At 60.9% G+C, this 25,260-nt stretch carries 21 protein-coding genes and 2 pseudogenes; 15 read left to right on the forward strand and 8 right to left on the reverse strand.

Annotation, left to right across the window (positions count from 1 at the left end; genetic code table 11):
* Positions 1 to 38: 38 nt before the first annotated feature.
* The 3 genes from LOY28_RS12020 to LOY28_RS12030 form a co-directional block, all read right to left on the reverse strand.
* On the reverse strand, positions 39 to 602 hold the full coding sequence (locus LOY28_RS12020) for a cytochrome b (RefSeq protein ID WP_018927842.1): 564 nt from the start codon (positions 600 to 602) through the stop codon (positions 39 to 41).
* A 105-nt stretch (positions 603 to 707) separates the two neighbouring features.
* Entirely contained in the window at positions 708 to 2,162 is a 1,455-nt protein-coding gene (locus LOY28_RS12025; protein WP_026286552.1) for an aldehyde dehydrogenase, read from the reverse strand.
* A 33-nt stretch (positions 2,163 to 2,195) separates the two neighbouring features.
* Positions 2,196 to 3,572 carry an aspartate aminotransferase family protein gene (locus LOY28_RS12030; protein WP_018927844.1) on the reverse strand — a complete coding sequence of 459 codons (1,377 nt, stop codon included), beginning with the start codon at positions 3,570 to 3,572 and terminating at the stop codon, positions 2,196 to 2,198.
* 214 nt (positions 3,573 to 3,786) lie between these two features.
* Between LOY28_RS12030 and LOY28_RS12035 the strand changes: the two genes are divergently transcribed.
* From LOY28_RS12035 to LOY28_RS12045, 3 genes are all read left to right on the forward strand, one after another.
* Positions 3,787 to 4,761 carry a helix-turn-helix domain-containing protein gene (locus LOY28_RS12035; RefSeq protein WP_258613891.1) on the forward strand — a complete coding sequence of 325 codons (975 nt, stop codon included), beginning with the start codon at positions 3,787 to 3,789 and terminating at the stop codon, positions 4,759 to 4,761.
* A gap of 60 nt (positions 4,762 to 4,821) precedes the next feature.
* Positions 4,822 to 5,562 carry an IclR family transcriptional regulator gene (locus LOY28_RS12040; RefSeq protein WP_018927846.1) on the forward strand — a complete coding sequence of 247 codons (741 nt, stop codon included), beginning with the start codon at positions 4,822 to 4,824 and terminating at the stop codon, positions 5,560 to 5,562.
* Between the two features lie 189 nt (positions 5,563 to 5,751).
* Positions 5,752 to 7,200, forward strand: coding sequence for an APC family permease (locus LOY28_RS12045; protein WP_018927847.1), 1,449 nt, complete (start codon positions 5,752 to 5,754; stop codon positions 7,198 to 7,200).
* A 39-nt stretch (positions 7,201 to 7,239) separates the two neighbouring features.
* On the opposite strand, the gene LOY28_RS30080 is transcribed toward LOY28_RS12045, so the two are convergent.
* From LOY28_RS30080 to LOY28_RS30095, 4 genes and pseudogenes are all read right to left on the reverse strand, one after another.
* Entirely contained in the window at positions 7,240 to 7,587 is a 348-nt protein-coding gene (locus LOY28_RS30080) for a hypothetical protein (protein ID WP_258613892.1), read from the reverse strand.
* Positions 7,587 to 7,934: pseudogene (locus LOY28_RS30085) on the reverse strand (MFS transporter); the annotation flags it as partial. The gene LOY28_RS30080 and the pseudogene LOY28_RS30085, both read right to left, overlap by 1 nt.
* A gap of 86 nt (positions 7,935 to 8,020) precedes the next feature.
* Complete coding sequence (locus tag LOY28_RS30090) at positions 8,021 to 8,776, reverse strand: methyl-accepting chemotaxis protein (protein ID WP_408981047.1); 756 nt, start codon at positions 8,774 to 8,776, stop codon at positions 8,021 to 8,023.
* A 102-nt stretch (positions 8,777 to 8,878) separates the two neighbouring features.
* Positions 8,879 to 10,150, reverse strand: a pseudogene (locus LOY28_RS30095) (HAMP domain-containing protein); the annotation flags it as partial.
* Between the two features lie 265 nt (positions 10,151 to 10,415).
* Here LOY28_RS30095 and LOY28_RS12065 point away from each other — a divergent pair.
* The 3 genes from LOY28_RS12065 to LOY28_RS12075 all read left to right on the forward strand — a co-directional run bounded on the left by LOY28_RS12065 (position 10,416) and on the right by LOY28_RS12075 (position 14,716).
* Positions 10,416 to 11,864 carry an APC family permease gene (locus LOY28_RS12065; RefSeq protein WP_018927850.1) on the forward strand — a complete coding sequence of 483 codons (1,449 nt, stop codon included), beginning with the start codon at positions 10,416 to 10,418 and terminating at the stop codon, positions 11,862 to 11,864.
* A gap of 89 nt (positions 11,865 to 11,953) precedes the next feature.
* Positions 11,954 to 13,387 (forward strand): aldehyde dehydrogenase family protein, encoded by a 1,434-nt coding sequence (locus tag LOY28_RS12070; RefSeq protein ID WP_018927851.1) that lies wholly within the window; start codon positions 11,954 to 11,956, stop codon positions 13,385 to 13,387.
* A gap of 3 nt (positions 13,388 to 13,390) precedes the next feature.
* Positions 13,391 to 14,716, forward strand: a complete 1,326-nt coding sequence (locus LOY28_RS12075; protein ID WP_018927852.1) for a hypothetical protein — start codon at positions 13,391 to 13,393, stop codon at positions 14,714 to 14,716.
* A 49-nt stretch (positions 14,717 to 14,765) separates the two neighbouring features.
* Here the strand turns inward: LOY28_RS12075 and LOY28_RS12080 are convergent, their stop codons facing one another.
* A complete protein-coding gene (locus tag LOY28_RS12080) occupies positions 14,766 to 15,524 on the reverse strand; it encodes an IclR family transcriptional regulator (RefSeq protein ID WP_018927853.1) in 759 nt (252 codons plus the stop codon).
* Between the two features lie 248 nt (positions 15,525 to 15,772).
* Here LOY28_RS12080 and LOY28_RS12085 point away from each other — a divergent pair, with 248 nt between their 5' ends.
* From LOY28_RS12085 to LOY28_RS12125, 9 genes are all read left to right on the forward strand, one after another.
* Positions 15,773 to 17,314, forward strand: a complete 1,542-nt coding sequence (locus LOY28_RS12085) for an acetolactate synthase large subunit (protein WP_258613894.1) — start codon at positions 15,773 to 15,775, stop codon at positions 17,312 to 17,314.
* 11 nt (positions 17,315 to 17,325) lie between these two features.
* The gene (locus tag LOY28_RS12090) at positions 17,326 to 18,816 is read left to right on the forward strand and encodes an aldehyde dehydrogenase family protein (protein WP_018927855.1); all 1,491 of its coding nucleotides are present in this window, start codon (positions 17,326 to 17,328) and stop codon (positions 18,814 to 18,816) included.
* A 26-nt stretch (positions 18,817 to 18,842) separates the two neighbouring features.
* Positions 18,843 to 19,637: an SDR family NAD(P)-dependent oxidoreductase gene (locus LOY28_RS12095; RefSeq protein ID WP_018927856.1), complete on the forward strand. Its 795-nt coding sequence runs from the start codon at positions 18,843 to 18,845 to the stop codon at positions 19,635 to 19,637.
* Positions 19,638 to 19,649: 12 nt separating this feature from the next.
* On the forward strand, positions 19,650 to 20,690 hold the full coding sequence (locus LOY28_RS12100) for a VPS10 domain-containing protein (protein WP_018927857.1): 1,041 nt from the start codon (positions 19,650 to 19,652) through the stop codon (positions 20,688 to 20,690).
* 11 nt (positions 20,691 to 20,701) lie between these two features.
* Entirely contained in the window at positions 20,702 to 21,160 is a 459-nt protein-coding gene (locus LOY28_RS12105; RefSeq protein ID WP_018927858.1) for a VOC family protein, read from the forward strand.
* 10 nt (positions 21,161 to 21,170) lie between these two features.
* Complete coding sequence (locus LOY28_RS12110) at positions 21,171 to 21,773, forward strand: amino acid synthesis family protein (RefSeq protein WP_018927859.1); 603 nt, start codon at positions 21,171 to 21,173, stop codon at positions 21,771 to 21,773.
* Positions 21,774 to 21,835: 62 nt separating this feature from the next.
* A complete protein-coding gene (locus LOY28_RS12115) occupies positions 21,836 to 23,443 on the forward strand; it encodes a bifunctional 3-(3-hydroxy-phenyl)propionate/3-hydroxycinnamic acid hydroxylase (RefSeq protein ID WP_064617307.1) in 1,608 nt (535 codons plus the stop codon).
* Positions 23,440 to 24,219, forward strand: a complete 780-nt coding sequence (locus LOY28_RS12120) for a 2-keto-4-pentenoate hydratase (RefSeq protein ID WP_258613895.1) — start codon at positions 23,440 to 23,442, stop codon at positions 24,217 to 24,219. Before LOY28_RS12115 ends, LOY28_RS12120 begins: the two co-directional genes overlap by 4 nt.
* A gap of 75 nt (positions 24,220 to 24,294) precedes the next feature.
* Positions 24,295 to 25,236 carry a helix-turn-helix domain-containing protein gene (locus LOY28_RS12125; RefSeq protein WP_019649023.1) on the forward strand — a complete coding sequence of 314 codons (942 nt, stop codon included), beginning with the start codon at positions 24,295 to 24,297 and terminating at the stop codon, positions 25,234 to 25,236.
* Positions 25,237 to 25,260 lie beyond the last annotated feature (24 nt).

A 25,260-nucleotide genomic window follows, 5' to 3' on the forward strand; every position in this document is an offset into this window, starting at 1 on the left:
ACGAAGGCGTGGACATCTTGCGCCCACGCCTCATCAAGTTACAGCATGCGGCGCAGGACGTCGTTTCGAGGGTCCCGGTCGTAAAACCGGTGTTTGAGGGCGCCTACGACATGCAACAGGATCAGTCCGAGCAGGGTGTAGGCGAGCACTTTGTGCAGCCATTGGAAGACGACGAACCAATTGTCATTTTTCGGAAGGAGCTCCGGCAGGTTGACCCCAAAAAAGAACACCCCGTCGCTCATCGTGTAAGTGCTCGACATTGAGTAACCCATCAACGGCACGATCACGACGAGCGCATACATGACACGCTGCGTAAGCCTTGACAGGAACCTTTCATAACTTGCCAGCGTTTCCAGCGGCTGCGGAAGCACGGGGGTCCGAAAGCGCAGGGCGATCTGGGTCAGGACAACCAGAAACACCAACAGCCCAAAGGATTTGTGCCACGGGTAATAGAGCTCGTACTTGCTCGCCACTTCGTCATTCAGACCGGTCATATGCCAGCCTGCCCAGAGGAGGCCTGCGATGAGTGCGGCACGCACCCAGTGCAACATTCGCAGGGACGTCGGATACCGATCGGTTGTTTGTTGATCTATCGGGTTCATCGCAGTCTCTCCATTGATTATCAACGGCATCAGGGATGCACTTTTGAACGCTAACCCTCGCGGCACAGGGGCCGGAGGGTTATTCGGTCAGGACAGGGATCGTGCTCAGGAAGGTAGCAGCACGGTGATGACTTTCTCCTCGGTGTAGGCCACCGCGCCGGCAAACCCGCCTTCACGGCCGATACCGCTGGTCTTTACGCCACCCCAGGGCAGGTTGGCGTCCAGCGGACTCCAGCAGTTGATACCCACGGCACCGGCCTTCACCGCAGCGGCTACGCGGTGCGCTCGCACCAGGTCGGTCGTCCAGACCGTGGCCGCCAGGCCGTAGGAGGAGTCATTGGCCAGTGCGATAGCTTCCTCTTCGCTGTCGAACGTGATCAGCGTGCCGACGGGCCCGAAGATTTCGTCTTGGGCGATCGCCATGGCGTTGTTCGCGTTGGTGAAGATCGTCGGCCGGACAAACCAGCCCTGTTCAGGCGTCGATACACCACCGGCCAGCAGCGAGGCGCCTTGGTCTATTCCCAGTTGGATGTATCGGTTAACGCGATCGAATTGCGCTTTCTTGGCCACCGGTCCCATCTGTACACCGGGCTGGCGAGGGTCGCCCACGTTGACTGCCTCTGCGGCATCGGCCAGCGCTGCGCCGAAGCGATCTGCGATGCTGCGGTGCACCAGGATGCGCGAGCCGGCCGCACAGACCTGGCCCTGGTTGGCGAACAGGCCGAGCGCACACCCGCGCAGCGCGTCTTCGAAAGAGGCATCGTCGAAGACAATCTGGGGGCTTTTGCCGCCCAGTTCCAATGCCACGCGCTTGAACAGCACACCGGCGGTGCGCTGGATTTCGCGTCCGGCCTCGGGGCTGCCGGTGAAGCTGATCTTGGCAACGAGCGGGTGTTCGCACAAGGCGCGACCCACCTCATTGCCGTAGCCGGTGACCACGTTGATCACACCGTCAGGGAAGCCCGCTTCCTGAGCCAGCACCGCCAGGTGCAGGGCAGACTGCGGCGTCTCTTCCGAAGGTTTGATGACCACGGTGCAGCCTGCCGCCAACAACGCGGCGAGCTTCCAGACGGTGATCATCAACGGCGAATTCCAGGGAACGATGGCGCCGACCACACCCACGGGCTCGCGTACCGTGTACGAAAGAGTCTTGGTGCCGAAGTAGCCACCGGTGGGAATGGTGCGCCCTTCCAGCTGGTTGGCCCAGCCAGCAGCGGCACGCAGGTTGGCGATCGCGTTGGGCAAGTCCATCCGGCGCGGTTCGATGGGTGAGCGACCGATGGCGTTGGCGTCCAGATCGGCCAGCAATTCGCTGTCGCGTTCAACCAGGTCAGCGAGTTTAGATAGCAGTCGACCGCGCTGGGCGCCGTCGAGCTGGCTCCAGGCGCCACCCTCAAGTTGGCGGTGTGCGGCCCCCACTGCGCGGTCCACGTCCTCAGTCGTGCCCTGTGCGGAACTGCCGTACACCTGTTCTGTCACGGGGTTGACGAGGTTTATGCGACGACCGTCGGAGGCTTCGAAGGACGCGCCTTCGATGAAGTGATTCAAGTGCTCAGTCATTTTGCGGTCCATAAGTGATGTGCAGTGGTCGGGTCATGCCTCAAGGGAAGCCAGGGCGTCGCCGAAGATGTCCAGTGCCTTGAAGAACAGCGAGCGTGAGATCGTCAGCGACGGCATGACTCGCATCACGTTGCTGTAGCGACCACAGGGAATCATCAGCACGCCGTGGTTCAGCAGGTAGCCCATGAGCTGGCCGATTTTTTCGGGCGCCAGGGGAGCCTTGGTGGCTGGGTCTTCAACCAGTTCGATACCGATCATCAGGCCGCGGCCGCGGACTTCAGCGACGAACGGGCTGTTGAAGCCACGGATACGTTCCTGCGCCTCCAACCCCAGGGTGTGCGCACGGTTGAGCAGATCGAGCTCCGGGTCCTGCAGGATGCTGATGTTGGTCAGCGCAACCGCCGCAGACAACGAGTTGGCGGCAAAGGTGTTGGGCATCGATCCGTCAGGAATCGCCGCCGCCAGGTCCGAACGCATGATCAGGCCCGCCATTGGCAGGTCGCTGCCGATGCCTTTGCCGAACGTGAGCATGTCCGGCTTCACGCCCGAGTGCTCGACCGCCCACATCTTGCCGGTGCGCCCTGCGCCGGATTGCACTTCATCGACGATCAGCAGCGTGCCGCTACGGTCGCATGCTTTGCGCAAAAGCTGCAGGAATTCTGGTGAAGGAGGCACGTAGCCGCCTTCGCCCTGCACCGGTTCCACAATCACGGCAGCCACGTCATCGGCGGCGGTGTAGGGGGTGTTCAACAGGTAGTCCACATATTCGCCGGCGATCTGCTCGGCGCTTTTGTGAGTGGTGTCGAAAGGGAAACGGTAGGCGTAAGGGTAGGGGGCGTGAATCACCCCGCCCATTTGGGCTCCGTAACCCTTGCGGTATGCCGTACCTGTCGTCAGGGAACCCGAGGCGTTCCACACGCCGTGGTAGCCTCCATGAAAGGCGATGATCTGGTGCCTCCCGGTGATGCGTTTGGCGAACTTGATGGCTGCTTCAAGCGCATCGCTGCCGCTTTGCGTGAAGAAGGTGATGCAGTCGCCACGCAAGCCGTCGGGCGCGATCTCGGAGAGCTTGGCCGCCAGCTCGGTGCGCCGGGTGCTGTTGACCTCCAGGGCATGCATCAGCACTTCGGACTGTTCGCGGATCGCCTGCACCACCTTCGGATGGCAGCGGCCTACGCTGCTGACGCCCACGCCGGCGGACAAATCGATGTAGGTGTTGCCATCCGGGTCTTTGAAGGTCGCGCCGAAGGCGCGGTCCATGGCCACAGGCATGCGTCCGCCGCCGCGCGCCATCGACTCGGTACGCGCCGACAACGCCAGGGCCTCGCTGGTTTTGGGGCCGGGAAGTGTGCTGGAGGTAATTCGCGGGGCATCCGCGAAATGGAGGGATTCAAGTTTGGCTTCACTCATGACGTTCACTCTGGATGTCGATTTAAGTGTGCTGATCATCTCCGTGGTGTGTGTATGGCCGGTAGCCCGAATTGGCATATGAGTGGACCGCCCTGAGCGCACTGTCCAGTGAATTTAAAATCTCATAAAGAATTGTGCAAAATTCTCACTATGTGCGAATATCGCATAGGAAGGCGATCTAAAAACAAGAATATTGGCAGAGGCTTTCGACATCATGAAAAATCAGACTATCAGCCATTTCAGAGACGTCCATGTCCATGCGGCCACCGTCCAGGAGTGGAACCAGGACTACAGTCAGCTAACGGCAGGCTCGACTGAGAGTTCGCTGATGCAGTTGTCGACGGCGGGTGTCCACGTCTTTCTCGAGCCGATCAACCAGCGTGTCGTGCAGCACGGCGTGGCTCCCCGAGGCAAGATGTGCTTTGCCGTGCCGATCACCACCCCGGGTTCGATTCGGATGCAGGGACGGGAGGCGGACGATAGCAGCCTGTTCTTTCTTCACGGTGGCGAGGAGTTCATGTTCCATATGCCGATGGGCATGGAGCTGCTGTCCATCACCTTCGAACGTGAATTGTTCGAGCAGGCGTTGGCGCAAACGGCTTCGGCGAAGGAGGTCAGCCTGTTGCTGCGTCAGCCGGTGATCAGGGTTTCCACGCCGCGCTTTGCAGACGCTCGTCGCCGATTGCTGGCGATGTTCTCCCAGGCCCTGGTGTACGAAGAACTCGACAGCACGCGAGATCGGGAGCGGGAGCTGGCGCTGGAACAGGCGATGCTCGGCGAGTTGCTGCAACTCATGACCGACCCGGCTTGCGACAAGCAACAACGCTCCGCAAGCTCCACGCGCAGCTTCATTGTCGAGAAATGCCACCGTCTGGCGACCGCGGAGATGATCGACGTGCCCAGCGTGATCGAGTTGTGCCAGCGACTCCAGGTCAGTCGGCGTACCGTGCAGAACAGCTTTCGCTCGGTTGCCGAGACGACGCCGCTGAATTACTTGCGCTCTGTGAGGCTCAACGGTGTACGCCGGACCTTGATGTCCACCCGCGCGTCGCATCTCTCGATCGGCGATGCCGCTGCCCAATGGGGCTTCTTTCACCTCAGCCATTTTGCGGCGGAGTACCAGGAGCTGTTCGCAGAGTTGCCGTCCCATACCCCCCGCGCTGCCATCACCGGTTGCGCTCATGCCTGAACACCCGCCCGCTGAAAGCAGTGTGGGGTGACCGTTGGCTTCACAAGGATGTAGAGAAAGATGAATAGCCTGCGCCGTCTGCTCATGGTCTTCGACCTGTTTCGCCCGGAACAACCGGTCATCGATGTGGACATCATTTGCCGGGAGCTCGGCTACACGTCCGCCACCGCCTATCGTTATCTGCGCGAACTGGGCGACGCGGGCTTTTTGAAGCGATTGCCGCGCGGTTATGCGCTCGGCCCGCGAATCGTCACGCTGGAGCATCTGATGACGAACTACGATCCGTTGTTGGCATGCAGCCGGGATCTGGTCGACAACCTGGTCGTCGACACCGGCCTGGACGCGCTGGTCAGCGAGTGGCATGGCGACTCCGTGGTCAACGTGCTGATCCATCGTGGCTCCGATGCTGGACCGGTCGGTAGCGGCAGGGGGCGGTCGATCGATCTTTTCCACAGCGCGACCTCCCGGGTCGTACTGGCTTATCTGCTACCGCGCCAAATCCGACGTGTTTACGACGCGCACGTGAACCCATCCGAATTGCAGCATCTGGGGCTGGAGTGGAAGCCGTTCATCAAGAGCCTGCTCGCCATCCGCAAGCAGGGCTACTGCATCAGCGAAAGCGAGCTGCACCCAGGACGCAGTGGCGTCGCGGCGCCGATCTTCGACGAAAAGCAGCGCGTCCTAGGGAGCATGACCCTGGTGGGGCGCAGTGAGCGGTTCGGTGCGTTTCAGCAAGGCTATCTGTGCGACCTGGTGACCGGCGCGGCGTCAGAACTGACGGCGCGTCTCGCTTCGCAGTGAGGTCAGGCAGGCGGATGGCGCTGTTCAGGTGATGGCGTAACAGGTTACCGATTTGGGATACCGGGGCGTTCACGGTGAGGCATAGGATCGAATCCAGCGTGCGATAAAAGCGACAAGCTCTATCGGTGACGGTGAACGGCTTGCTGCACCGATCCTACAGCGACTGCCTCATACAATAAGGTCAAGAACATGAGCGTATCTATCCCGATCAACAGTTCGACGGAGTTGAAGCGTGGTGCCCTGGGTGTTGGTTTCATCATCTTCTTCGTGGTGTCGGCGGCGAGCCCGTTAAGTGTCATCGCCGGTGGCTTCCCGATTGGCATCATGCTGGGCAATGGCGCCGGCACGCCGGCGTTGCTGATCCTGGCGTTGCTGGTGCTGCTCGCGTTCTCGGTGGGTTACACCACCATGTCCCGGCACCTGACCAATGCCGGCGGTTTTTATGCGTTCACCTCACGTGGTTTGGGTGGCCTGGCAGGCGGCGCGGCCGGGGTGTTGGCGATGTTTGCCTATAACATTCTTCAGGTCGGGTTGTATGGCATGTTCGGCGGGGTGGTCAGTGGCACCATGGAAAGCATGTTCGCACTGGTGCTGCCGTGGTGGTCTTACTCGCTGATGGCGATGGCGAGCATTGCGATTCTGGGGTATCGCAAGATTGACCTGTCGGCGCGGCTGCTGTCGGTGATGGTGATCGCCGAGTACCTGGCGATCCTGATCCTGGATTTTTCCATCCTCAAATCCGGCGGCGACAGCGGCATCAACCTTGATGCGTTTGATCGCGGTCATGTGTTCAGCGGCACACCGTCAATCGGCTTGCTGTTCTGCTTCGCGGCATTTATCGGCTTCGAGGCGACGACTATTTACGGCGAAGAGGCCAAGAACCCGCAGCGTACTATCCCGATTGCCACCTACTGCTCGGTGTTGCTGATCGGTGGTTTCTACGCACTGTCGGTATGGTCGATGGTGGTGGGCGTGGGTGCGGACAAAATCGTGCCGATGCTGCAGTCCTTGCAGGACCCGACGACGTTTATCTACGGCATGTCCGACCACTTTGTCGGCCCCTGGCTGACTCAGATTATCCGGGTGCTGTTCATGGTCAGTATCTATGCCGGCCTGCTGGCGTTTCATAACGCCGCGGCCCGTTACTTCTACGCGATTGGGCGTGACGGCCTGTTGCCGCACCGCTTGGGTACTACCCATCGCGTGCACCAGAGTCCTCATATGGGGTCGGCGTTGCAGAGCCTTATTTCGGCGGTGGTGGTACTGATTTTCGCCGCCATGGATGCCGATCCGATCCTGCAGCTGTTTGCCTGGCTGTCCAACTTGGCCACGCTGTGCGTGATTTTGTTGATGGCGCTCACGTCCGCAGCGGTAATCTTCTTTTTCCGGCGTCACCCCGAACTCAAGGTGGGGATCTGGCGCGGGCGGATTTTCCCCGGTTTCTCTTGCATTGCCCTATTGGCGGTCCTGGTACTCGCGGTGGTGCACTTCGATGTACTGACGGGCGCCAGCCTGGCCTTGTCATACAGTCTCTGCGCGATCATTCCCGCGGCCCTGCTGGGTGGCGTGTTCCTGGCGGCTCGACTTCGCAAGGCGTCGCCGCAGCGGTACCAGGCATTGGGTAGCCACAAGCTTTAAGGCCCCACGCAGAACTTTTCAACCAAATCTGCGCGTTGCTTACCAAGGAAGGTCTGCGACCTCGCGCGGCTGCGCCTGTCTGCTCAGCATGACCAGCAGCGAGGCGATCAACAGCAGGACTGCCGACGCTGCCAGCACGGCAACAAAGCCTGCATCGAACGCCGCACGGGCGAATGCGCTCAGCATCGCGCGGCCTTCGGGTGACAACGTCTCGGCGACGACCAACGCGTCGTCGAGACTCTCGAATGTCGCGGGGTTCAGGGTCAGCCATGCCGGAATCATCAGGCCCGCCGAATACGCATAAATCGCCGATGACAGACTGCCCGCCAGCGTCACACCCACAGCACCGCCCAGTTCAAAGGACACTTCCTCGATGGAGGCGGCCATGCCGGCATCATCATCGCCGCGCCGACAGCCAGGAAGCCGCGGGCACCGATCAATACGCTGGCCGATGGCGAGAAGGCCGCGATCAGCGAGAACAGGCCAAACACACTCAGCCCGCCGATAAACAGGCGTTTGTGCCCGAGGCGGTCACCGAGTGTGCCCATGCCCAACAGCAGCCCGGCAGCGATCAATGCATAGATGTTGATGATCCAGAGCTTTTGCGAGGCCGAGGCATCGAGCTCACGGGTCAGTGTCGGCAGGGCGGTGTACAACACCGTCATATCAATGACGATCAGCAGCAATGCGCTGGAAATAATGGCCAGGATCAGCCAACGACGTGGGGGGATCATGGGGGGGCTCGATGAACGATGGTCGAAAGCCGGCAACTGTAACTCAGTCAAGACGTCAGCACCGGCAGGTAGCCTGCCGTGCCCCTTTACACTCGAAAATGGCCGACAAGCTGCTGTTGATGGTTGGCCATTTCATGGAGTGAGTCACTGGCCGTTGAGGCATCGCTCATCCGTTTGGTCAGTGTTTCGCTGATGCTGCGAATGCCACTGACCCGATGGCTGATATCTTCCACGACCGTGCTTTGCTCCAGCGCCGCGCTGGCGATCTGCTGATTCATCTGCTCGATCACATCCACGGCCTGGGAAATATTCTCCAGCGCCGTACGGGTCTGTTGCACCTGGATCACGCTGTTGCCGGCTTGCTCGCGGCTCAGCTGGGTACTGTGCACCACCTCCTGGCTCAACTGCTGCAACATTTCTATCACCGTGCGGACCTGTTCGACCGAGCTCTGGGTGTTGCTGGCCAGGTGCCTGACTTCATCGGCTACCACCGCGAAGCCGCGCCCCTGTTCGCCCGCTCTGGCCGCTTCGATGGCCGCATTCAACGCCAGCAAGTTGGTCTGCTGCGCGATGGTGCTGATGACGTCCAGCACCTGGCCAATCTGGGTGCTGCTATCGGCGAGGGCATGCACTTGCTTAAGGGTGGTGTCCAGACGCTGATCGAGGCTTTCGATGCTGCTTTCGGCGATGGAGAACACCGCTTGACCTGATCGGCTCGCGCTTTCGGCGGCTGTCGCTGCGTCGGCGGCACCGTGGGAATGGCGCGCCACTTGCTGGGCACTGGCACTCATTTCGTGCAGCGCGGTCGCGGCCAGCTCCACTTCGCGGTACTGGCGTTGCATCCCTGCGCTGACTTCCCGGGCAATCCCCGACGAGGTATTGGCGCTGTTGCGGGTATCCAGGGAGGCGGTTTGAATGTCGCGAATAATTGGCTGCAACTTGTCCAGAAAACGGTTGAACCCATTGGCTAATTGGCCCAATTCGTCGCGTCGCCCGGCGGGCAGGCGTTGGGTAAGGTCACCATCGCCATCGACGATGGCATCAAGCAGGCCTGCCACCTTCAGCAGCGGGCGTGTCACCCCGTAGGCGGCCAGCCAGATCAGCAACATGCCGAGGCAACTGGCCAATACCCCCAGGCAAAGGTTGAGCCAGTTGGCCTGGCGGCTTTTGTCGTCCAGTTCGCTTTGCATTTGCCGGGCGGGTGCCTGCACCAGGGCTTGGGGAACCTTGATCTCCAGTTGCCAGAGTGGATTGCCTGCCACGGGTTGCAGAGCCTGGCGTATATCGAGGGTGGTCCCGGAGACTTCGCCGCTGCGTCCTGCCACCTGGCCGGAGGCCGACACAATGGCCACTTCGCTGTTGCCTTGATACAGGTCCTGGCCGAGGTCGGCAGCCAGCTTTTGCAGCGTGTCGAGGCCAATGTCCATGCCGACCACGCCGAGGATCTTGCCGTTGGCGATCAGAGGGACAGAAATGCTGCTCATCAGGACTTTCTGGCCTTCCACCTCACTGGTGTAGGGCTCCACCACGCAAGTGCGCCTTTGAGCTTGAGGGCAGGTGTACCAGACGTTTGTCGGTTCGCTGCCGGGGGGCGCTGTGTTGGTGAAGATTTGCGCCTCGGTGAGCACATCCTGGACCAATTGTCCCGGCTGGCTCTGTGACCAATACAGCGCAAAACGACCTTTTTCGTTGCTCGCCAGTGCACGTTGCCCGACGAAATTAGCGTCTGCGCCCGCCAACGCGTCAGGCAGAAGGATGACGTACAGGCCGAGCACTTTTTCGCGGTTGAGCAATGTCTGACGGGTCACGCTGATCAGCGCTTCGCGCAATTGCCCAGCCGTGAGGCGTCCATTGAGCGTTTGATCGCGCAGTTGCAGAACCTGTTGCGCGAACCCTTCGCTATACAGCGCCGTTTCGTTGAAAAAGCGTTCGACCTGTTGCCCATGGGCAGCGGCCTGGGCTTGCAAGCGCTCCACGGCGGCTTGCCCGAGCAGGTGACTGCTCTGCTCCTTCAGCAATTTTGCACTTTGTTGGTTCTGGTACACCGAGGTGCCTACCAGCGCGCCGACGACAGCCAGCAGGCACAGTCCGCTCAGGAGTGTGATCCGCCATTGGATAGTGAGATGAGCTAAACGCATGACTGGGACTTCCTGCAGAGGGCTTTGGCTGCGATGGGCTGTGGACCAGGCCCTCGCTTTTATTATCGGTGCCGGCATCTGGGTATAGAGCGGGTGACGCTAGCATGCGGGAGGGAACGGCCAGCCGGTTATCCCGAATCGGCAAGGACTGCCGGATTGCGGGTGCCGCATCGACCTGTTTTGGGGCGGCGCCTCGGATGCTACCGATTTGGGATAGCGAGCGGTTCAGGGGCGGGCATAGGATCGAGTTCAGCGCGCAACTAAAACAAAACGCTAATTGGTGCCGATGGAATTCAATCGGGCCACCCCAACAGCGACTGCCTCATACAATAAGGTCAACAACATGAGTGTACCTATCTCGATCAACAGCTCCACGGAGCTCAAGCGTGGCGCCCTGGGCGTCGGGTTCATCATCTTCTTCGTGGTGTCGGCGGCGAGTCCTTTAAGTGTGATCGCCGGTGGCTTCCCGATTGGCATCATGCTGGGTAACGGTGCCGGTACTCCGGCATTGCTGATCCTGGCGTTGCTGGTGCTGCTCGCGTTCTCGGTGGGTTACACCACCATGTCCCGGCACCTGACCAATGCCGGCGGTTTTTATGCGTTCACCTCCCGTGGTTTGGGTGGCCTGGCAGGCGGCGCGGCCGGGGTGTTGGCGATGTTTGCCTATAACATTCTTCAGGTCGGGTTGTATGGCATGTTCGGTGGGGTCGTCAGTGGCACCATGGAAAGTGTATTTGGGCTGGTGTTGCCGTGGTGGTCCTACTCGCTGATGGCGATGGCGAGCATTGCGATTCTGGGCTATCGCAAGATCGACCTTTCTGCGCGGGTGCTGTCGGTGGTGGTAATCGCCGAGTACCTGGCGATCCTGATCCTGGATTTTGCCATCCTCAAATCCGGCGGCGACAGCGGCATCAACCTTGATGCGTTCGACCGCACCCATGTGCTCGGCGGTACCCCGTCCATCGGCCTGCTGTTTTGTTTTGCGGCATTCATCGGCTTTGAGGCGACGACTATTTACGGCGAAGAGGCCAAGAACCCGCAGCGTACTATCCCGATTGCCACCTACAGTTCGGTGTTGCTGATCGGTGGGTTCTACGCGCTGTCGGTATGGTCAATGGTGGTGGGCGTGGGCGCGGACAAGATCGTGCCGATGCTGCAGGCCTTGCAGGATCCCACGACGTTTATCTACGGCATGTCCGATCACTTTGTCGGCCCCTGGCTGACTCAGATTATCCGGGTGCTGTTCATGGTGAGTATCTATGCCGGCCTCCTGGCTTTTCATAACGCCGCCGCGCGTTATTTTTACGCGATCGGCCGTGACGGCCTGCTGCACAGTCTGTTGGGCACCACTCACCGCGTGCATCAGAGCCCCCATATGGGTTCGGTGTTGCAGAGCCTGATTGCTGCTGTGGTGGTACTGATTTTCGCTGCATTGGACGCGGACCCGATCCTGCAACTGTTCGCCTGGTTCTCCAACCTCGCCACCCTCTGCGTCATTTTACTGATGGCGCTGACGTCGGTAGCGGTCTGCGTCTACTTTCAGCGTCATCCCGAGCTTAACGTCGGGATATGGCGCGGGCGCATCCTGCCTGTTTTCTCCTCCCTGGCATTGGTGCTCGTGCTGGGGCTGGCGGTGGTGCATTTCGACGTGTTGACCGGGGCCAGCCAGCTATTGTCCTACGGACTCTGCGCCATCATTCCCGCGGCCCTGATCATCGGCGTCATGCTCGCCGCGCGCTTGCGAAAGATCTCCCCGCAACGGTTTCTTGCCTTGGGCAGCCACAAGCTTTAAGGCCGCACTCGTTACTGCTCGACTAACCAGACAATTCCAGCCTGCCGTTGCCCGGCATGGCTCGTCAGTGTGTGAAAGGAAGGTTTCAAATGCACAACTACAAGATGCTCATCAATGGCGTTCAGGTCGCCGGTGAACAGGGCCAGTTTGATGTGATCAACCCGGCCACCGGTGCTGCATTCGCCCAATGCCCCGCCGGCTCGCTGGCGCAACTCGACCAGGCGGTCGACGCTGCACAAGCGGCGTTCAAAAGCTGGCGGCACAGCACCCACGCAGACCGTTGCGAGCGCCTGTTGGCGGTTGCGGCGGATATCGAGCGGGAGGCAGAGTCACTGGCCCGACTGATTGTGCTGGAACAAGGTAAACCACTGGAACTGGCGTTTTCCGAAGTCATGGGGTCCGCCGCCTGGACCCGCTATGCGGCCGGGCAGGAGATTGCCGTGGAGCTGGTGGAGGAAACCCCCACCCAGCGGATCGAGTTGCATCGCAAGCCTTTGGGTGTGGTGGCGTCGATTACGCCGTGGAACTGGCCGTTCATGATCGCCGTCTGGCACATCATGCCGGCGCTGCGAGCCGGTAACTGTGTGATCAGCAAACCGTCGAGCCTGACCCCGCTGAGCACCTTGCGCCTGGTGGAGATCATCGCCCGCCATGTGCCTCACGGCGTGATCAATTGCCTGACGGGTGAGCAAGGTTTCGGCAGCGCAATCACTTCGCACACCGGCATTCAGAAGATTGTGTTCACCGGCTCGACCGCCACCGGACAAAGCGTCATGCGCGGCGCCGCCAACAACCTCAAGCGCCTGACGCTGGAGCTGGGTGGTAACGACGCGGCAATCGTTCTGCCCGGTACGCCGGTTGAGGCGGTGGTCGAGGAGATTTTCCAGGCGGCGTTTCTCAACATGGGCCAGACCTGCGCGGCCCTCAAGCGCCTGTATATCCACGAATCGCAGTACCAGGCCTTTGCTGATGCGCTGACCCTGATTGCGACGCGCCAAGTGGTGGGCGATGGCCTGGAAGCTGGCGTCACCTTTGGACCGGTGCAAAACCTTGAGCAATTGGAGCTTGTCGACGCGCTGGTCGCTGACGCGCGGGCACAAGGCGCACGCGTGCTGTGCGGCGGCGCGCGTCTGGATCGCCCCGGTTTCTTTTATCCGCCGACCCTGGTCGCGGACGTGACAGATGGCCAGCGTCTGGTCGACGAGGAACAGTTCGGTCCTGTGTTGCCTTTGATCGCGTACCGGGATGTCGAGGATGTACTGCGGCGCGCCAATGCCGGCGACATGGGGCTGGGCGGATCGGTCTGGGGGCCGGATGTCGAGCAGGCCCAGGCACTGGCCAGCCGCCTGGAAAGCGGCGTTGCCTGGGTCAATTGCCACGCGCAGATTCAGCCGAACACACCGTTTGGCGGCAGCAAGATGTCCGGGTTTGGCGTCGAGTTCGGCCTTGAGGGGCTGCTGGAGTTCACTGGCCAGCAACTGCTGTTTGTCCGCCCTTTTAAAGGCGCACCACAAGGAGCTTGAGCCATGCGCAATCCATCACGCCATCCCGTGTTTGGTAGCACGCTTGTGTGCACATTGGTGCTATGCGCCATCAATCAGGCCCAGGCCTATGAGTTGTACAGTGATGAGAGCCGTCACCTCAACGCAGACATGACCGCCGTGTTCGGCCAGTTCAACAGTCGCAAGAACTACGACGGCACACCCGGTGGATCTACCTGGCGCGAAGGCTTCATCAAGTACGGCTTGAATGGCGACCAGTCCCTGGCGGGCAATGGCACCGCGTATGGGGCATTCGCCCTGGTCAGTTCCGCCACCTGGGGCGACGGCGACCCAGGCGGCAATTCCCTGGGAACCGAGCGCACAACAAAGATCGAAGACGCCTACCTGGGCTGGCGCTCCGGCGACCTGTTCCCTGCGTTAGGCAAGGACGGGGTTGATATTTCCGGCGGGCGCCAGGTGGTCAAGCTGGGCCGAGGGTTCCTGATCAACGATGACGGACTGAACCTGGGCGAGGGTCCGGCCAATGGCACTATGAACCGTGGGGGCGCTTATTACCTGGCTGCACGGCATGCGTTCGATCAAACCGCGCTGTTGCGCCTGGGTGGGCAAGATGGCCTGCACGGCAGTCTGGTGTGGCTCAAATCCGACAACCGCGTCCAGGCCGAAACCGAACTGGCCGCCGGCACGCTGGATTACACCACCCAGCCGGGTACGATCGGGTTGACCTGGGTACACGGCATCGACGTGAGCGATCAATGGGCCACCGACGTTCAACGCCAGCGCAAAGGCATGAACGTCTACAGCGTTCGCGGTGAAGGCGATGCGGGCATCGAGAACGTCAGCCTGGCGTTCGAATACGCCTGGCAGGACAAGGACGCCGGGCCTGAGAAAGCCTGGTACGGCGAAGCGGGCTACACCTTCGCCGATACCGCCTGGGCGCCCAAGGTGACCTATCGCTATACCCGCTATTCACAGAAATGGGATCCGCTGTTCACTGGCTTGAGCATGGGCTACGGCACCTGGTTCCAGGGCGAAGTCGCCGGAAACTACGCCGGGCCGTTCAACAGCAATACCAGCATTCAGCACGTCGGTCTGAAGGCCACTCCGCTGGAAAACCTGACCTTGGGCGCGCTGTACTTCGATTTCGACACGGTGCGTAAAAACAACGCGCTGAACCTCAATGCCCGTGAGCTGGATATCTACGCCGAATGGGCAGCCAACCCGCACTTGATCATTACCCCGCTGATTGGCCTCTACAAACCCGATCAGGACTCAACCACGGGCGGTAATCAAGTCGGCGGCAATGGCACTAACCTGTACAGCCAATTGACGGTGGCTGTTCCGTTCTGACCGCACATCCGCCGCGTCCCCGGTAAGAGACTGGCGGCTTGTCCATAGGCTAGGGCGTGGTGGTGTTCGACTGATTACGCATGTTTTCGGCGATGCGCCGAGTGGTATCCATGACCATTTCGATCACGGTTTCCTGGCGCAGCAGCTTGAAGCTCTGCGTGCTGCCGACGGCGGACAGGCTGCCAACCACTTCGTCGATGTCCGTCTGGATGATCGGCGCGGCGATGCCGGTCAAGCCCAGGTTGAGTTCATCATGGGTGAGGCAGTAACCGTCCTTGCGAATCTTTTTCGCGGCCTTGGAGAAGCTTGACCAGTCATAAGGGCAGTCCGGGTCGTTGGCCATATGCTCGTCGAACAAGCGTTGCAAACGGCGACCTTTCTGAAAGGCGATCAACACCTTGGATTGCGCGCCGCGAAAGAACGGCAGCGGTTGCCCGCGCCCGAACGCAAAGTGGTAGGTGTCGGTGGGTTCGGCGATGTAGGTGTTGATGATGCGACCGTCATAAAAAACGCTCGCAAACACGGCCAGGCCGGTTTGCGCGGACAGCTCGTGCATCAACTCGCGCCCGGCAACGAGGATAGGGTCGTACTGACGCATCATCCAGTCCAGTTCGATGACTCGCGGTCCCAAGCCATAACTGCCGGCGTCCACGCGGGTCAGCAGGCCGGCGTCGCACAAATCCTTGACGTAGCGGTACACGGTCGCACGTGACAGGCCCATGCGCTCGGCAATGGTGTCGGGGTCGATTTTCAATGTCTGTGGACCGAACAGGTCCAGGACACTCAGCAATTTGCTCAGGCTACTCATTTCGTTCCTAAAGACGGGGGGAGGGCGCGTGCTTCGTTCCGGCGTAGACCAGACATCCCGCAGAAGCGCCAAGCGCTGGCGCAACACTACCTCAGTGAGAGAAAAACGCAATCTCGGCAGTCTTTCTGGTGCAAATAAAATCGCATAAATCTCACAAAACGAGACAAATACGAATTTAATGCTTGTTGGTTGAGTATTTGTGTGTGATAAATCTCATCACTGCAAATGCTCAAGCAAGAGGGCTGAAAATGAATGGTGCGCAACTGATAGTGAATGCGGCAGCGGCAAGCGGTATCGAATACTGCTTCGCCAACCCCGGAACCACCGAAATTCCATTGGTGGCGGCCATGGCCAGCGCACCAGCACTGAAGCCGGTGTTGTCGTTGTTCGAAGGGGTGTGCACGGGGGCGGCGGATGGGTATGGCCGGATTGCCGGCAAGCCGGCGATGACCCTGACGCACCTGGGCCCCGGGTTTGCCAATGGCATCGCCAACCTGCACAACGCGCGTCGTGCCAATACCCCTATCGTCAACGTGATCGGTGATCACGCGTCATGGCATGTCAACTACGATCCGCCGCTGGCCAGTGACATCCAGGCCTTGGCCGGGACTGTCTCCGGTTGGGTGCGCACCTCGCGCACGGCGTCGGGTATCGGCGAAGATTTGCAGGAAGCGGTGCGGTCGGCCTGGCAGGCCAAAGGGCAGATCGCCAGCCTGATTCTGCCCATGGACCTGCAAGCCAGCGCAGTGACGCACAACGGCGTGTTCGCTCCGATGCGGGCGCCGATTCGCCGGTTTGCCGGTGACCGGGTCGAGACGGTGGCACAGGCACTGCGTGACGGGCAGCGCCTGGTGTTTATTGTCGGGGATGAGGGGTTGTCGGTTGCCGGTCTGGAAGCAGCGGGGCGCCTGGCCCAACTGCCTGGCGTGCGCCTGTTTGCCGAGACCTTTCCACGGCTCAGCTACCGTGGTGGTGGTTTGCCGGATCTGGATCGCCTGCCGTACTTCCCGGAAGTGGCCATTGAAATCCTCGAGCAGTACGACCAGGTCGTGTGTGCCGGGGTGCCGGAGCCCATCAGTTATTTTGGCTATGAAGGCATCCCGTCGCGCCTCGCCGAGCGTGAGCGTCTGCTGACGCTGGCCGATGTCGGTGACGATGTAGCCGGCGCGCTGACAGCGCTGGCCGATGCCCTCAATGCACCGGCCTACGTGCCGACACCGATGGGCATCGAACTGCCGCCAGGCCATGCCGAGCTCACACCTCAGTCCATCGGCCAGGTTTTAGCCGCATCGCTGCCGGACGACAGCATTGTCTCCGTGGAAGGCGGCACTTGTGGCTATCCGTTTTTCACCGCCTCTGCTAGCGCCGCGCGGCACCGGGTGTTGACCAATACCGGTGGCGCGATCGGCCAGGGCATTCCGGTGGGGTTCGGCGCCGCCTTGGCGGAGCGGGGCAATCGCGTGTTCTGCCTGCAATCCGACGGCAGTGCCCAGTACACCATCCAAACCCTGTGGAGCATCGCCCGTGAGCAGGTGCCGGTGGTGATCCTGATTGCCGCCAACCATCGCTACGCCATTTTGCAGAACGAACTGCGCCGCTTCGGCATGACTGAAATGGGCCCCGAAGCCCTGCGCCTGACGGTGCTCGATAGCCCGCGGATTGACTGGAAAGCGCTGGCCAAGGGCTACGGTGTGCCGGCCTGCACGGTGCGCACCAATGCCGAACTGCAACAGGCGCTGGCCAATGCCAATGCCGACGGTGGTCCTTGCCTGATCGAAATGGCGCTGTGAAGGAGTCGATGATGAAACAGTTCGAAGTGCTACCTGCTGTGCAACATTTTCTGTCCCAGCCTGGCCGCCTGTTTATCGGTGGCAGTTGGCAGGACGCCGCCGCTGGCCGACGGTTTGCCGTGGAAAACCCGGCAACTGAAGAAACCCTGACGGAAGTGGCCCAAGGTGACGCGAGTGACGTAGATGCGGCCGTTGCGGCAGCCCGCGCAGCGTTCAACGGCGCCTGGGCGCTGCAGTCTCCCGCCCAGCGCGGTCTGCTGCTGTTTCGACTGGCGGACCTGTTGGATCAGCACCGCGAGGAGCTGGCGCAGTTGATCACGCTGGAGAACGGCAAGCCCATCTCGGCCGCTCGAGGTGAAGCGGCCAGTGCGGCGACCATCATTCGCTACTTCGCCGGCTGGCCGACCAAGATCGAAGGCAGCACGTTGCCTGTATCGCCGGCCAGCGGTGCGCCGATGCTCAACTACACCTTGCGTGAACCGGTGGGGGTGTGCGCGCTGATCGTACCGTGGAACTTCCCGTTGAACATGTGCGTGTGGAAGCTTGGCCCGGCGCTGGCGACAGGTTGTGTCGCGGTGCTCAAGCCCGCCGAGCAAACGCCGCTGGTTGCGATTCGACTGGTGCAGTTGATCGAGGCCGCCGGGTTTCCAGCGGGGGTGGTCAACCTGATCACCGGTCTTGGCGCGGAAACGGGCGGACCGCTGGCGCAGCATCCCGACGTGGACAAAATTGCCTTTACCGGCTCGACCCAGGTCGGTCGGCTGATCGCTCAGGCGGCCACCAGCAACATGAAAAAGGTCTCGCTGGAATTGGGCGGCAAGTCGCCGAACATCATCTTGCCAGACGCCGATATCGTGCGCGCCGCCAAAGGTGCCGCCGATGGCATCTTCTACAACCAGGGCCAGGTGTGCACGGCTGCCTCACGTTTATACGTACACGCCAGTGTGCTCGATCAGGTGCTCGAAGAACTTGAGCGGCATGCCACCGCCCACGTGCTCGGTAATGGTTTGGACCCGGCCACCAGCATGGGCCCACTCGTGTCGGGCCGCCAATTGAGCACGGTCAAAGGCTACCTGCAACGTGGTCAGGAGGAGGGCGCCGAACTGATCTGCGGTGGCGGCCGTCCCGCCCACCTGGAGCGCGGCCACTTCATTGCGCCCAGCGTGTTCCTTGATCGCGCCGAACGTGCCTGTGTCGCCCGCGAAGAGATATTCGGTCCGGTGTTGACCGTCATGAGCTGGACCGAAATCGACGACCTGGTGCTGCGCGCCAACGATTCGCCTTATGGCCTCGCAGCAGGCCTGTGGACCCGCGACCTGCGCTCGGCGCATCGCGTGGCAGCGCAGCTCAAGGCGGGCTCGGTGTGGATCAACTGCTGGAACGTGGTCGACGCGGCTTCGCCGTTCGGCGGCTACAAGCAATCTGGCTGGGGCCGGGAAATGGGTAAAAACGTGATCGATGCCTACACCGAGACCAAGAGCGTCTTCGTCGATCTCGCCTGAACCGAATAATCACAAGAGGAAATGCTATGGATCTGGAATTGAAAGGCCGCGTGGCCATCGTCACCGGCGGCGGTATGGGTATCGGCAAGGAAGTCGCACGTTTTCTGTCCGAAGAGGGCTGCAAGGTAGTGATCTGCGCACGCCGCATGGAGTTTCTCCAACAGGCTGCCGAAGAGATCACGGCTCAGACCGGCAACGAAGTACTGCCGCTGTACTGCGACACCAATCAGATGTCGGCCGTGTCTGACATGGTCGAAGCCGCGCACAAACACTTCGGCCGCATCGACATCCTGGTCAACGGTGCCGCAGCGCCGTCCGGAGTGGTGCGCAATGACATCGAACATGCCGGCGACGACGAGTTGCTGTCGGATCTCAACACCAAGGTGATCGGCTACTTCCGTTGCGCCAAGGCAGTGACCCCGCACATGAAGGCCGGCGGTTTCGGTCGCATCATCAACATCGGCGGCCTCACCGGGCGCAGCAGCAAAGTCCTCTCGGGGATGCGCAACCTGGCGGTCGCCCACATGACCAAAACCCTCTCCGACCAGTTGGGCCCTTCGGGCATCACGGTCAACCTGATTCACCCCGGCGTGGTCGACACCCCGCACATCCAGGAGCTGTACGAGCGCGAAGCGGTCAAGCAAGGCAAGACCTCGGAACAGGTTGAGCAGGCCTACATCGACGCGACGCCGATTCGCCGCACCCTGGCACCGATTGAAATGGGCTGGCTGATTGGTTTCCTGGCGTCGCCAAAGGCTGGCGCGGTGACCGGAGAATCCATCGGCATCGACGGCGGTTTGACCCGCGGTATCTACATCTGAGGAGTACCAACGATGAGTAACGGAACCCTGTTAGTGGCCACGGTAGGGCAGGCGGTGATCCGCAGCGCCGACGAGGGTCGGACCTGGCATCGCCTGGGCCTGGGCCAGGATCTGGAGTTCGACGCGATCACTCGATCCTTGAGCGTGCACCCCGGCGAGCCTGAGGTGATCTACGCCGGCACGGACGTAGGTTTGTGTGTCAGCCGCGATACCGGCGGCCATTGGCAGCGGGTCGATTCGCCGTTCAACGGGCAGACGGTCTGGAAAGTCGCCGTCGATCCGCAGGACGCGCAACGGATCTTCGTCGGCACCGGTGCACCTTCGCGCGCCGTACTGTGGCGGACCCTGGACGGTGGTCTCAGTTGGGATCGTGCGCCGGTGGAGATTCCGGAGTTCTGCGACGGAGTCAGCCGCCCACGGCTGCTGGCTTTCGCCTATGACCCGACCGACCGCAACCAGCTATGGTTCGGCCTTGAAGAGGGTGGGTTATTCCACTCCCGTGACGGTGGCGACAGCTGGACGCGCGTCGATGATCGGCTGCTGTGGGACTACAACTCGGATGTCCACAACATTCTGGTACTGCCCAATCATGGTCAGAAAGTCATCGTGGTGGTCTGCGTCAACGCCGTCTACCGCAGCCTGGATGAGGGGCTGACCTGGACTGGCATTATCGGTCGAGAAGCGTTCGGCCTGTACTACATGCGCGCCATGAACGCGCCGTTGGGCACGCAAAGCGACCTGTACCTGAGTATTTCCGATGGCACGCCCGGTACCACCAGCAAGATCCTGGTGTCCCGTGATGCTGCGCTCAGCTGGGAAGTGCTGCCCCTGCCGCAACAACCCAATTCCTGCGTCTGGGCCATTGCCTTCAACCCGGAAAATCCGCGACAGATCGTTGCGGGAACCAAGTACGGGCACTTGTTCACCTCCGGGAATGGCGGTGATGGTTGGCAGAAACAGTGGCGCGAATTCAGTGAGATCGCTGACGTGCTCTGGACCCCCGCGGTGGCGCAGATCAAGGCAGGGCATCAATCCGTGGTCAAAAAAAGCTGAGGTATCACGCGATGAAAGTCGAAATCCTTCGTACTCACTTATCGCTCTCGGTAAGTGATCCTGATGTGTCGGCACGCTGGTACGCCGACATCCTGGGCATGCATGAAAGTGCCCGGGGCGAAAGCTGGGTCATGATGGCGTTTGGCACCAAACATCACGACATCGCCTTGCTTCGTGCAGAGCCCGGCGCCCATCAGGGCGGGTTGGGGTTGCAACACTATGGATTGGAAATCGCCGGGGACATGACCACCTTGCGCCAGCTCTACGGCATGTTGCTGGGCAAGGGCGTCGAGGTGGTGAAGATCACCGATCACGAAATCGGCCATGGTGTGTATTTCAACGACCCTGACGGTAATCGCATGGAATTTTTCCTTGAGACCGAACACGACGATGCGCGCGGCAAGGCCCGGTTCAAGGCCGCTGGCGCGCCAAGCCGACATTTCAATCTAGACCCACTAGACCCACTTTGAGGCAACCCAGATGAAAACCGCGAATTTTGCTTCGTATCACATCCGCAAGTGGTACAGCTTTGTCGAAGAAACCCTGGCCAACGAAAGTGGCCAGTTAGCCGATGGCGAGCCGCTGTTCAAATATGCCGTCGCCGCCGTTATCGCCAACCCCTATGCCGGTCGCTACAGCGAGTCGCTGACAGAGCTGGTAGAACCGTCGCCGCTGCTGGGCGAAGAGTTCGGTCGTCGCATTCAGGCGCTGGCCGGCTCGCGGGATATTGTCAGCTACGGTAAAGCTTGCATGGTGGGCAGCCAGGGCGAATACGAACACGGCAATGCGTTCCTGACCAACCCGGCTGCCGATCCGGTGCGCCTGGCGCTGGGCGGGGGCAAATCCTGGGTGCCGTCCACCGGCAAACGGGGCGCCCCGGGTTCAACCATCGATGTGCCGTTGGCCCACAAGGATGCACTGTATGTACGCTCCCATTACGACAGCATGTCCCTGATGTTTGGCGACGGCCCCGCGCCGGATGAGGTAATCGTGATCTGGGCCTTCGCCACGCGCGGGCGCTTGCATGCGCGGCTGGGCGGTCTGCAGGCGGCAGACGTCAAAGGTATTGATGGGCTGCACTGATTTCAGGCGCATGGCTTTAGCGGCGTCGGATTAAAAACACAACAAGAAAGCGGTGAATAGCGATGAAGCAGGAGAAGACCCAAGTTGTCATTGTCGGCGGCGGCCCTAACGGGATCACGGCCGCACACTATATGGGGATGTACGGTATCGACTGCGTCGTCCTTGAGCTTGCCGACGGCGTACTGCCTTACCCACGCGCGGTGGGCATGGATGATGAAGCACTGCGCGTGCTGCAGGGGATCGGCATCGCCGATCTCGCTGTACGCGACATGATCTGCGATGTACCGCTGCGCTATTACAATGCACGCGGTGTGTGCTTCGCCGAGGTCAAGCCGAGTACCGCCCATTACGGCTGGCCAATGCGTAATATTTTCATGCAGCAGTTGCTGGAAGGCACGTTGCGCGAAACCCTGGGACAGCGTGCCAGCGTTGTGTTGCGCCAAGGCCACGAAATGCTCGAACTCGAGCAGGACGGGCAGGGCGTGACATTGCAGGTGCGCGATGCTCAAGGCGAGATTTATCAACTGCGGGCTGACTATGTCATCGGCGCCGATGGCGGACGCTCCACGGTGCGTAAAAAGCTCGGTATCGAGCTGTCGGGGCTGACACATGCGCGCAAATGGGTGGTGGTCGATACGGCCAATGACACCCTCGATGCACCCTACACCGCACTGCATGCCGACCCGGAGCGGCCCTTCGTGTGCATCTATCTGCCGTACCAGCAACGCCGCTGGGAATTCATGCTCCTGGAGGGCGAAGATGAAGCGAGGATGTGTGAGGAAAGTACCATTCGCGACTTGATCCGTGGGCATATCGGCAACGCGGTCGATCAGTTGAACATCATCCGCATCCGAGCCTATACCCACCACTCCCGGGTCGCGGTGCGGTTTGTCGAAGGGCGTGTGGCGCTGGTGGGTGATGCCGCGCATATTTCTCCACCCTGGGCCGGGCAGGGCCTCAATTCCGGGCTGAGGGACGTGGCCAACGTGGCCTGGAAACTGGCGGCGATCATCCAGGGCCGTGCCTCGCACTCGATCCTCGCCAGCTACGACCAGGAGCGCCGTGGGCATGCCACCGAGCTGGTAGCCCTGGCCGACAACATGGGCGCGGTACTGGGAATGACCAACCCGCTGATGGCCGGCGTGCGCGACTGGCTGTTCCAGGCGGTGAACAGTGTCGACAACCTGCGCTCGCACCTGCTGGAGTTCAAATTCAAACCCAAGGCCACCATCACCAAGGGCCTGGTCTATCACGAGCGGGCCGAGTTGCGCGAGGACGACCTGGTCGGCCAGCTGTTTGTACAGCCGCATATCGAAGACGCCCAGGGGCAGCGTCGTCGCCTGGACGAAGTGCTTGGCAATTCCTATGCGGTGCTGGGTTATCGGGTGAACCCGCGCGAGCAACTCAGCGAGGAAATGGCCGCTTATTGGGCGCGCTGGGACACGCGTTTTATTCAGGTCAATCGTTCGCGCAGCGGCATCGGACGTGGCCAGCCGTTGACGGCCTCGGACGCCATCAGCGTGGAGGACGTGGATAATCGCCTGGGTGAATGGTTCTCCAAGGTGCGTGACTGCATCGTAGTGGTGCGTCCGGACCGGTTTGTCGCCGCCATTACCACACCAGAGAGGCTTGAAGGTGTGCTGCGCAAACTGGCGGAGCAACTGTCATGAACAGCGGCAACGCGCTACTTAACCGGCTACATCAGGCAACGCGCACGGTGCAAGCCATTGCGCCACTGGCCCCCGAGGCGATAGATCGGCTTGCGGGTTATGCGCTGCAACGCGAAGCGCTGGATCACCAACAAGCCGCAGGCGAGCGACTGAGCGGGTGGAAGGTCGCCTTCGCCGGCAGCGCCGCGCAAAAACGCTTTGGCCTTGACGAGCCGGTGTATGGCGGCCTGATGGATAGCATGATCGTCGAGCCGGGTACGGCGGTGGCGTTCTCGCGATTGATCCAGCCCAAGCTGGAGATCGAATTGGCGTTTGTATTGGGGCGTACCCTGGCGCCGGGGGATTACCGTGACGAGGATATTCTGGCCGCCATCGGCGACGTAGCGCCCGCGTTCGAGATCGCCGACTGCCGTTGGCAGGGCTGGGATTTCGGAGTGGGCGCCTTTCTTGCCGACAACGCGGCGGCGGGGCTTTATTGTCTCGGACCGCGTATCCCGTTCGATCCTGTACACCACGTCAACGTAGCGTATCGCCTGGAGTGCGACGGCGCGCTCTGCGGAAACGGTGATACGCGTGATCGGGAGGACAGCCCGCTGGCCAATCTGTGCTGGCTGATTCGGCGTCTGTTGGCCGACGGTCAACCTGTGGAGGCTGGGCAGGTCGTGTTGTCCGGGGCGTTGTTGCCGCCGATGAATATCCAGCCCGCCACGTACTGCCTGCACATGCTTGGCATGGAACTGGCTTTGGTTTTCAAGGCGGACGCCGCCCCGGTGTGAACGATAGCTGCCGTCACGGATGACTGAGTCCCTTTCAGGCCGATAAACAAACGGGGCCACCGAGGAACGACGACCATGCTTGCTGAAGTTCGAACCTTCAATGACCCTCAACAACACGCTGGCTCCATCCAGGGCTGGCGACAAGTGTATGACCAACTCGGCCGTGGCTGCCTGACCAGTGAGCTGCGGCAGTTGTCCTCTGACCGCTTTCAAATCTTCCAGGAAGTGCTGGACAAACGCGTGGTACAGCGCGGCTATGCGCCCAAAGGTCGGCTGTGCGCAGCCATGTCGTTAGGCTGCGCGCCGGTGGTGCAGGGGCAACAGGTGGGCACTCACAGCGTGGTACTGTTGCGTGACGGCGAGGAGTTTGTGTTGCACGCCCCTGAAGGCATGCACTTCTTTGCGCTCAATATCGACGCGGTACGCTTCGCCAAACTGGCGGCCTTCGAATTGTCTGACGATCAACTCAAGCGCCTGAAGACCACGTCCCAACTCAGCGTGGATGATGCGTTACTGTTGCGAATACGTCAGCGTATCCACCCGCTGTTTCATCACCTTTTGGAACAGACGGACGCTATCAACTCAACCGCCGAGAAAATGCTGGAGGAAGAACTGCTCGGCGCGTTCCTCGATTTGTTCAGCCACGCCACCGATGAGGTACGTTGTCGTCGCGGTAATTTCGCCGTGAGTGCTTACCTGGTGAAGCGTTGCCAAGAGCTGATCGATGCCAGTGGTGAAACACCGCTGAGCATTCTCGACCTGTGCGAGCACCTGCGGGTGAGTCGCCGGACCCTGCAGAACAGTTTTCAGGCAGTGACCGGAATGCGTCCGGTCGAATACCTGCGCAATCTACGCCTCAACGCGGTGCGACGCCGCTTGATCACAACCTCTGCCTGCACTCACAACATCAGTGAGATCGCGATGGCGATGGGCTTTTTTCATCTGAGCCACTTTGCCGCGCATTACCGGCAATTGTTCGGCGAGTCACCGTCTGAAACGCTCAGGGCTATGCGCTAAAGACCTCATGTGCGGCTGACGCTG

The organism is Pseudomonas sp. B21-017, from assembly GCF_024749245.1.
In the GTDB taxonomy this organism is placed as follows: domain Bacteria; phylum Pseudomonadota; class Gammaproteobacteria; order Pseudomonadales; family Pseudomonadaceae; genus Aquipseudomonas.

Excerpts from the sequence above, each read along its gene's own strand:
- LOY28_RS12125 (WP_019649023.1), top strand. The coding sequence starts at position 24,295 with ATGCTTGCTGAAGTTCGAACCTTCAATGACCCTCAACAACACGCTGGC.
- LOY28_RS12105 (WP_018927858.1), top strand. The coding sequence starts at position 20,702 with ATGAAAGTCGAAATCCTTCGTACTCACTTATCGCTCTCGGTAAGTGAT.
- LOY28_RS12075 (WP_018927852.1), top strand. The coding sequence starts at position 13,391 with ATGCGCAATCCATCACGCCATCCCGTGTTTGGTAGCACGCTTGTGTGC.
- LOY28_RS30080 (WP_258613892.1), bottom strand. The coding sequence starts at position 7,587 with ATGGCCGCCTCCATCGAGGAAGTGTCCTTTGAACTGGGCGGTGCTGTG.
- LOY28_RS12065 (WP_018927850.1), top strand. The coding sequence starts at position 10,416 with ATGAGTGTACCTATCTCGATCAACAGCTCCACGGAGCTCAAGCGTGGC.
- LOY28_RS12110 (WP_018927859.1), top strand. The coding sequence starts at position 21,171 with ATGAAAACCGCGAATTTTGCTTCGTATCACATCCGCAAGTGGTACAGC.
- LOY28_RS12080 (WP_018927853.1), bottom strand. The coding sequence starts at position 15,524 with ATGAGTAGCCTGAGCAAATTGCTGAGTGTCCTGGACCTGTTCGGTCCA.
- LOY28_RS30090 (WP_408981047.1), bottom strand. The coding sequence starts at position 8,776 with ATGCAACGCCAGTACCGCGAAGTGGAGCTGGCCGCGACCGCGCTGCAC.
- LOY28_RS12090 (WP_018927855.1), top strand. The coding sequence starts at position 17,326 with ATGAAACAGTTCGAAGTGCTACCTGCTGTGCAACATTTTCTGTCCCAG.
- LOY28_RS12120 (WP_258613895.1), top strand. The coding sequence starts at position 23,440 with ATGAACAGCGGCAACGCGCTACTTAACCGGCTACATCAGGCAACGCGC.
- LOY28_RS12100 (WP_018927857.1), top strand. The coding sequence starts at position 19,650 with ATGAGTAACGGAACCCTGTTAGTGGCCACGGTAGGGCAGGCGGTGATC.
- LOY28_RS12030 (WP_018927844.1), bottom strand. The coding sequence starts at position 3,572 with ATGAGTGAAGCCAAACTTGAATCCCTCCATTTCGCGGATGCCCCGCGA.
- LOY28_RS12045 (WP_018927847.1), top strand. The coding sequence starts at position 5,752 with ATGAGCGTATCTATCCCGATCAACAGTTCGACGGAGTTGAAGCGTGGT.
- LOY28_RS12020 (WP_018927842.1), bottom strand. The coding sequence starts at position 602 with ATGAACCCGATAGATCAACAAACAACCGATCGGTATCCGACGTCCCTG.
- LOY28_RS12040 (WP_018927846.1), top strand. The coding sequence starts at position 4,822 with ATGAATAGCCTGCGCCGTCTGCTCATGGTCTTCGACCTGTTTCGCCCG.
- LOY28_RS12035 (WP_258613891.1), top strand. The coding sequence starts at position 3,787 with ATGAAAAATCAGACTATCAGCCATTTCAGAGACGTCCATGTCCATGCG.
- LOY28_RS12115 (WP_064617307.1), top strand. The coding sequence starts at position 21,836 with ATGAAGCAGGAGAAGACCCAAGTTGTCATTGTCGGCGGCGGCCCTAAC.
- LOY28_RS12085 (WP_258613894.1), top strand. The coding sequence starts at position 15,773 with ATGAATGGTGCGCAACTGATAGTGAATGCGGCAGCGGCAAGCGGTATC.
- LOY28_RS12025 (WP_026286552.1), bottom strand. The coding sequence starts at position 2,162 with ATGACTGAGCACTTGAATCACTTCATCGAAGGCGCGTCCTTCGAAGCC.
- LOY28_RS12095 (WP_018927856.1), top strand. The coding sequence starts at position 18,843 with ATGGATCTGGAATTGAAAGGCCGCGTGGCCATCGTCACCGGCGGCGGT.
- LOY28_RS12070 (WP_018927851.1), top strand. The coding sequence starts at position 11,954 with ATGCACAACTACAAGATGCTCATCAATGGCGTTCAGGTCGCCGGTGAA.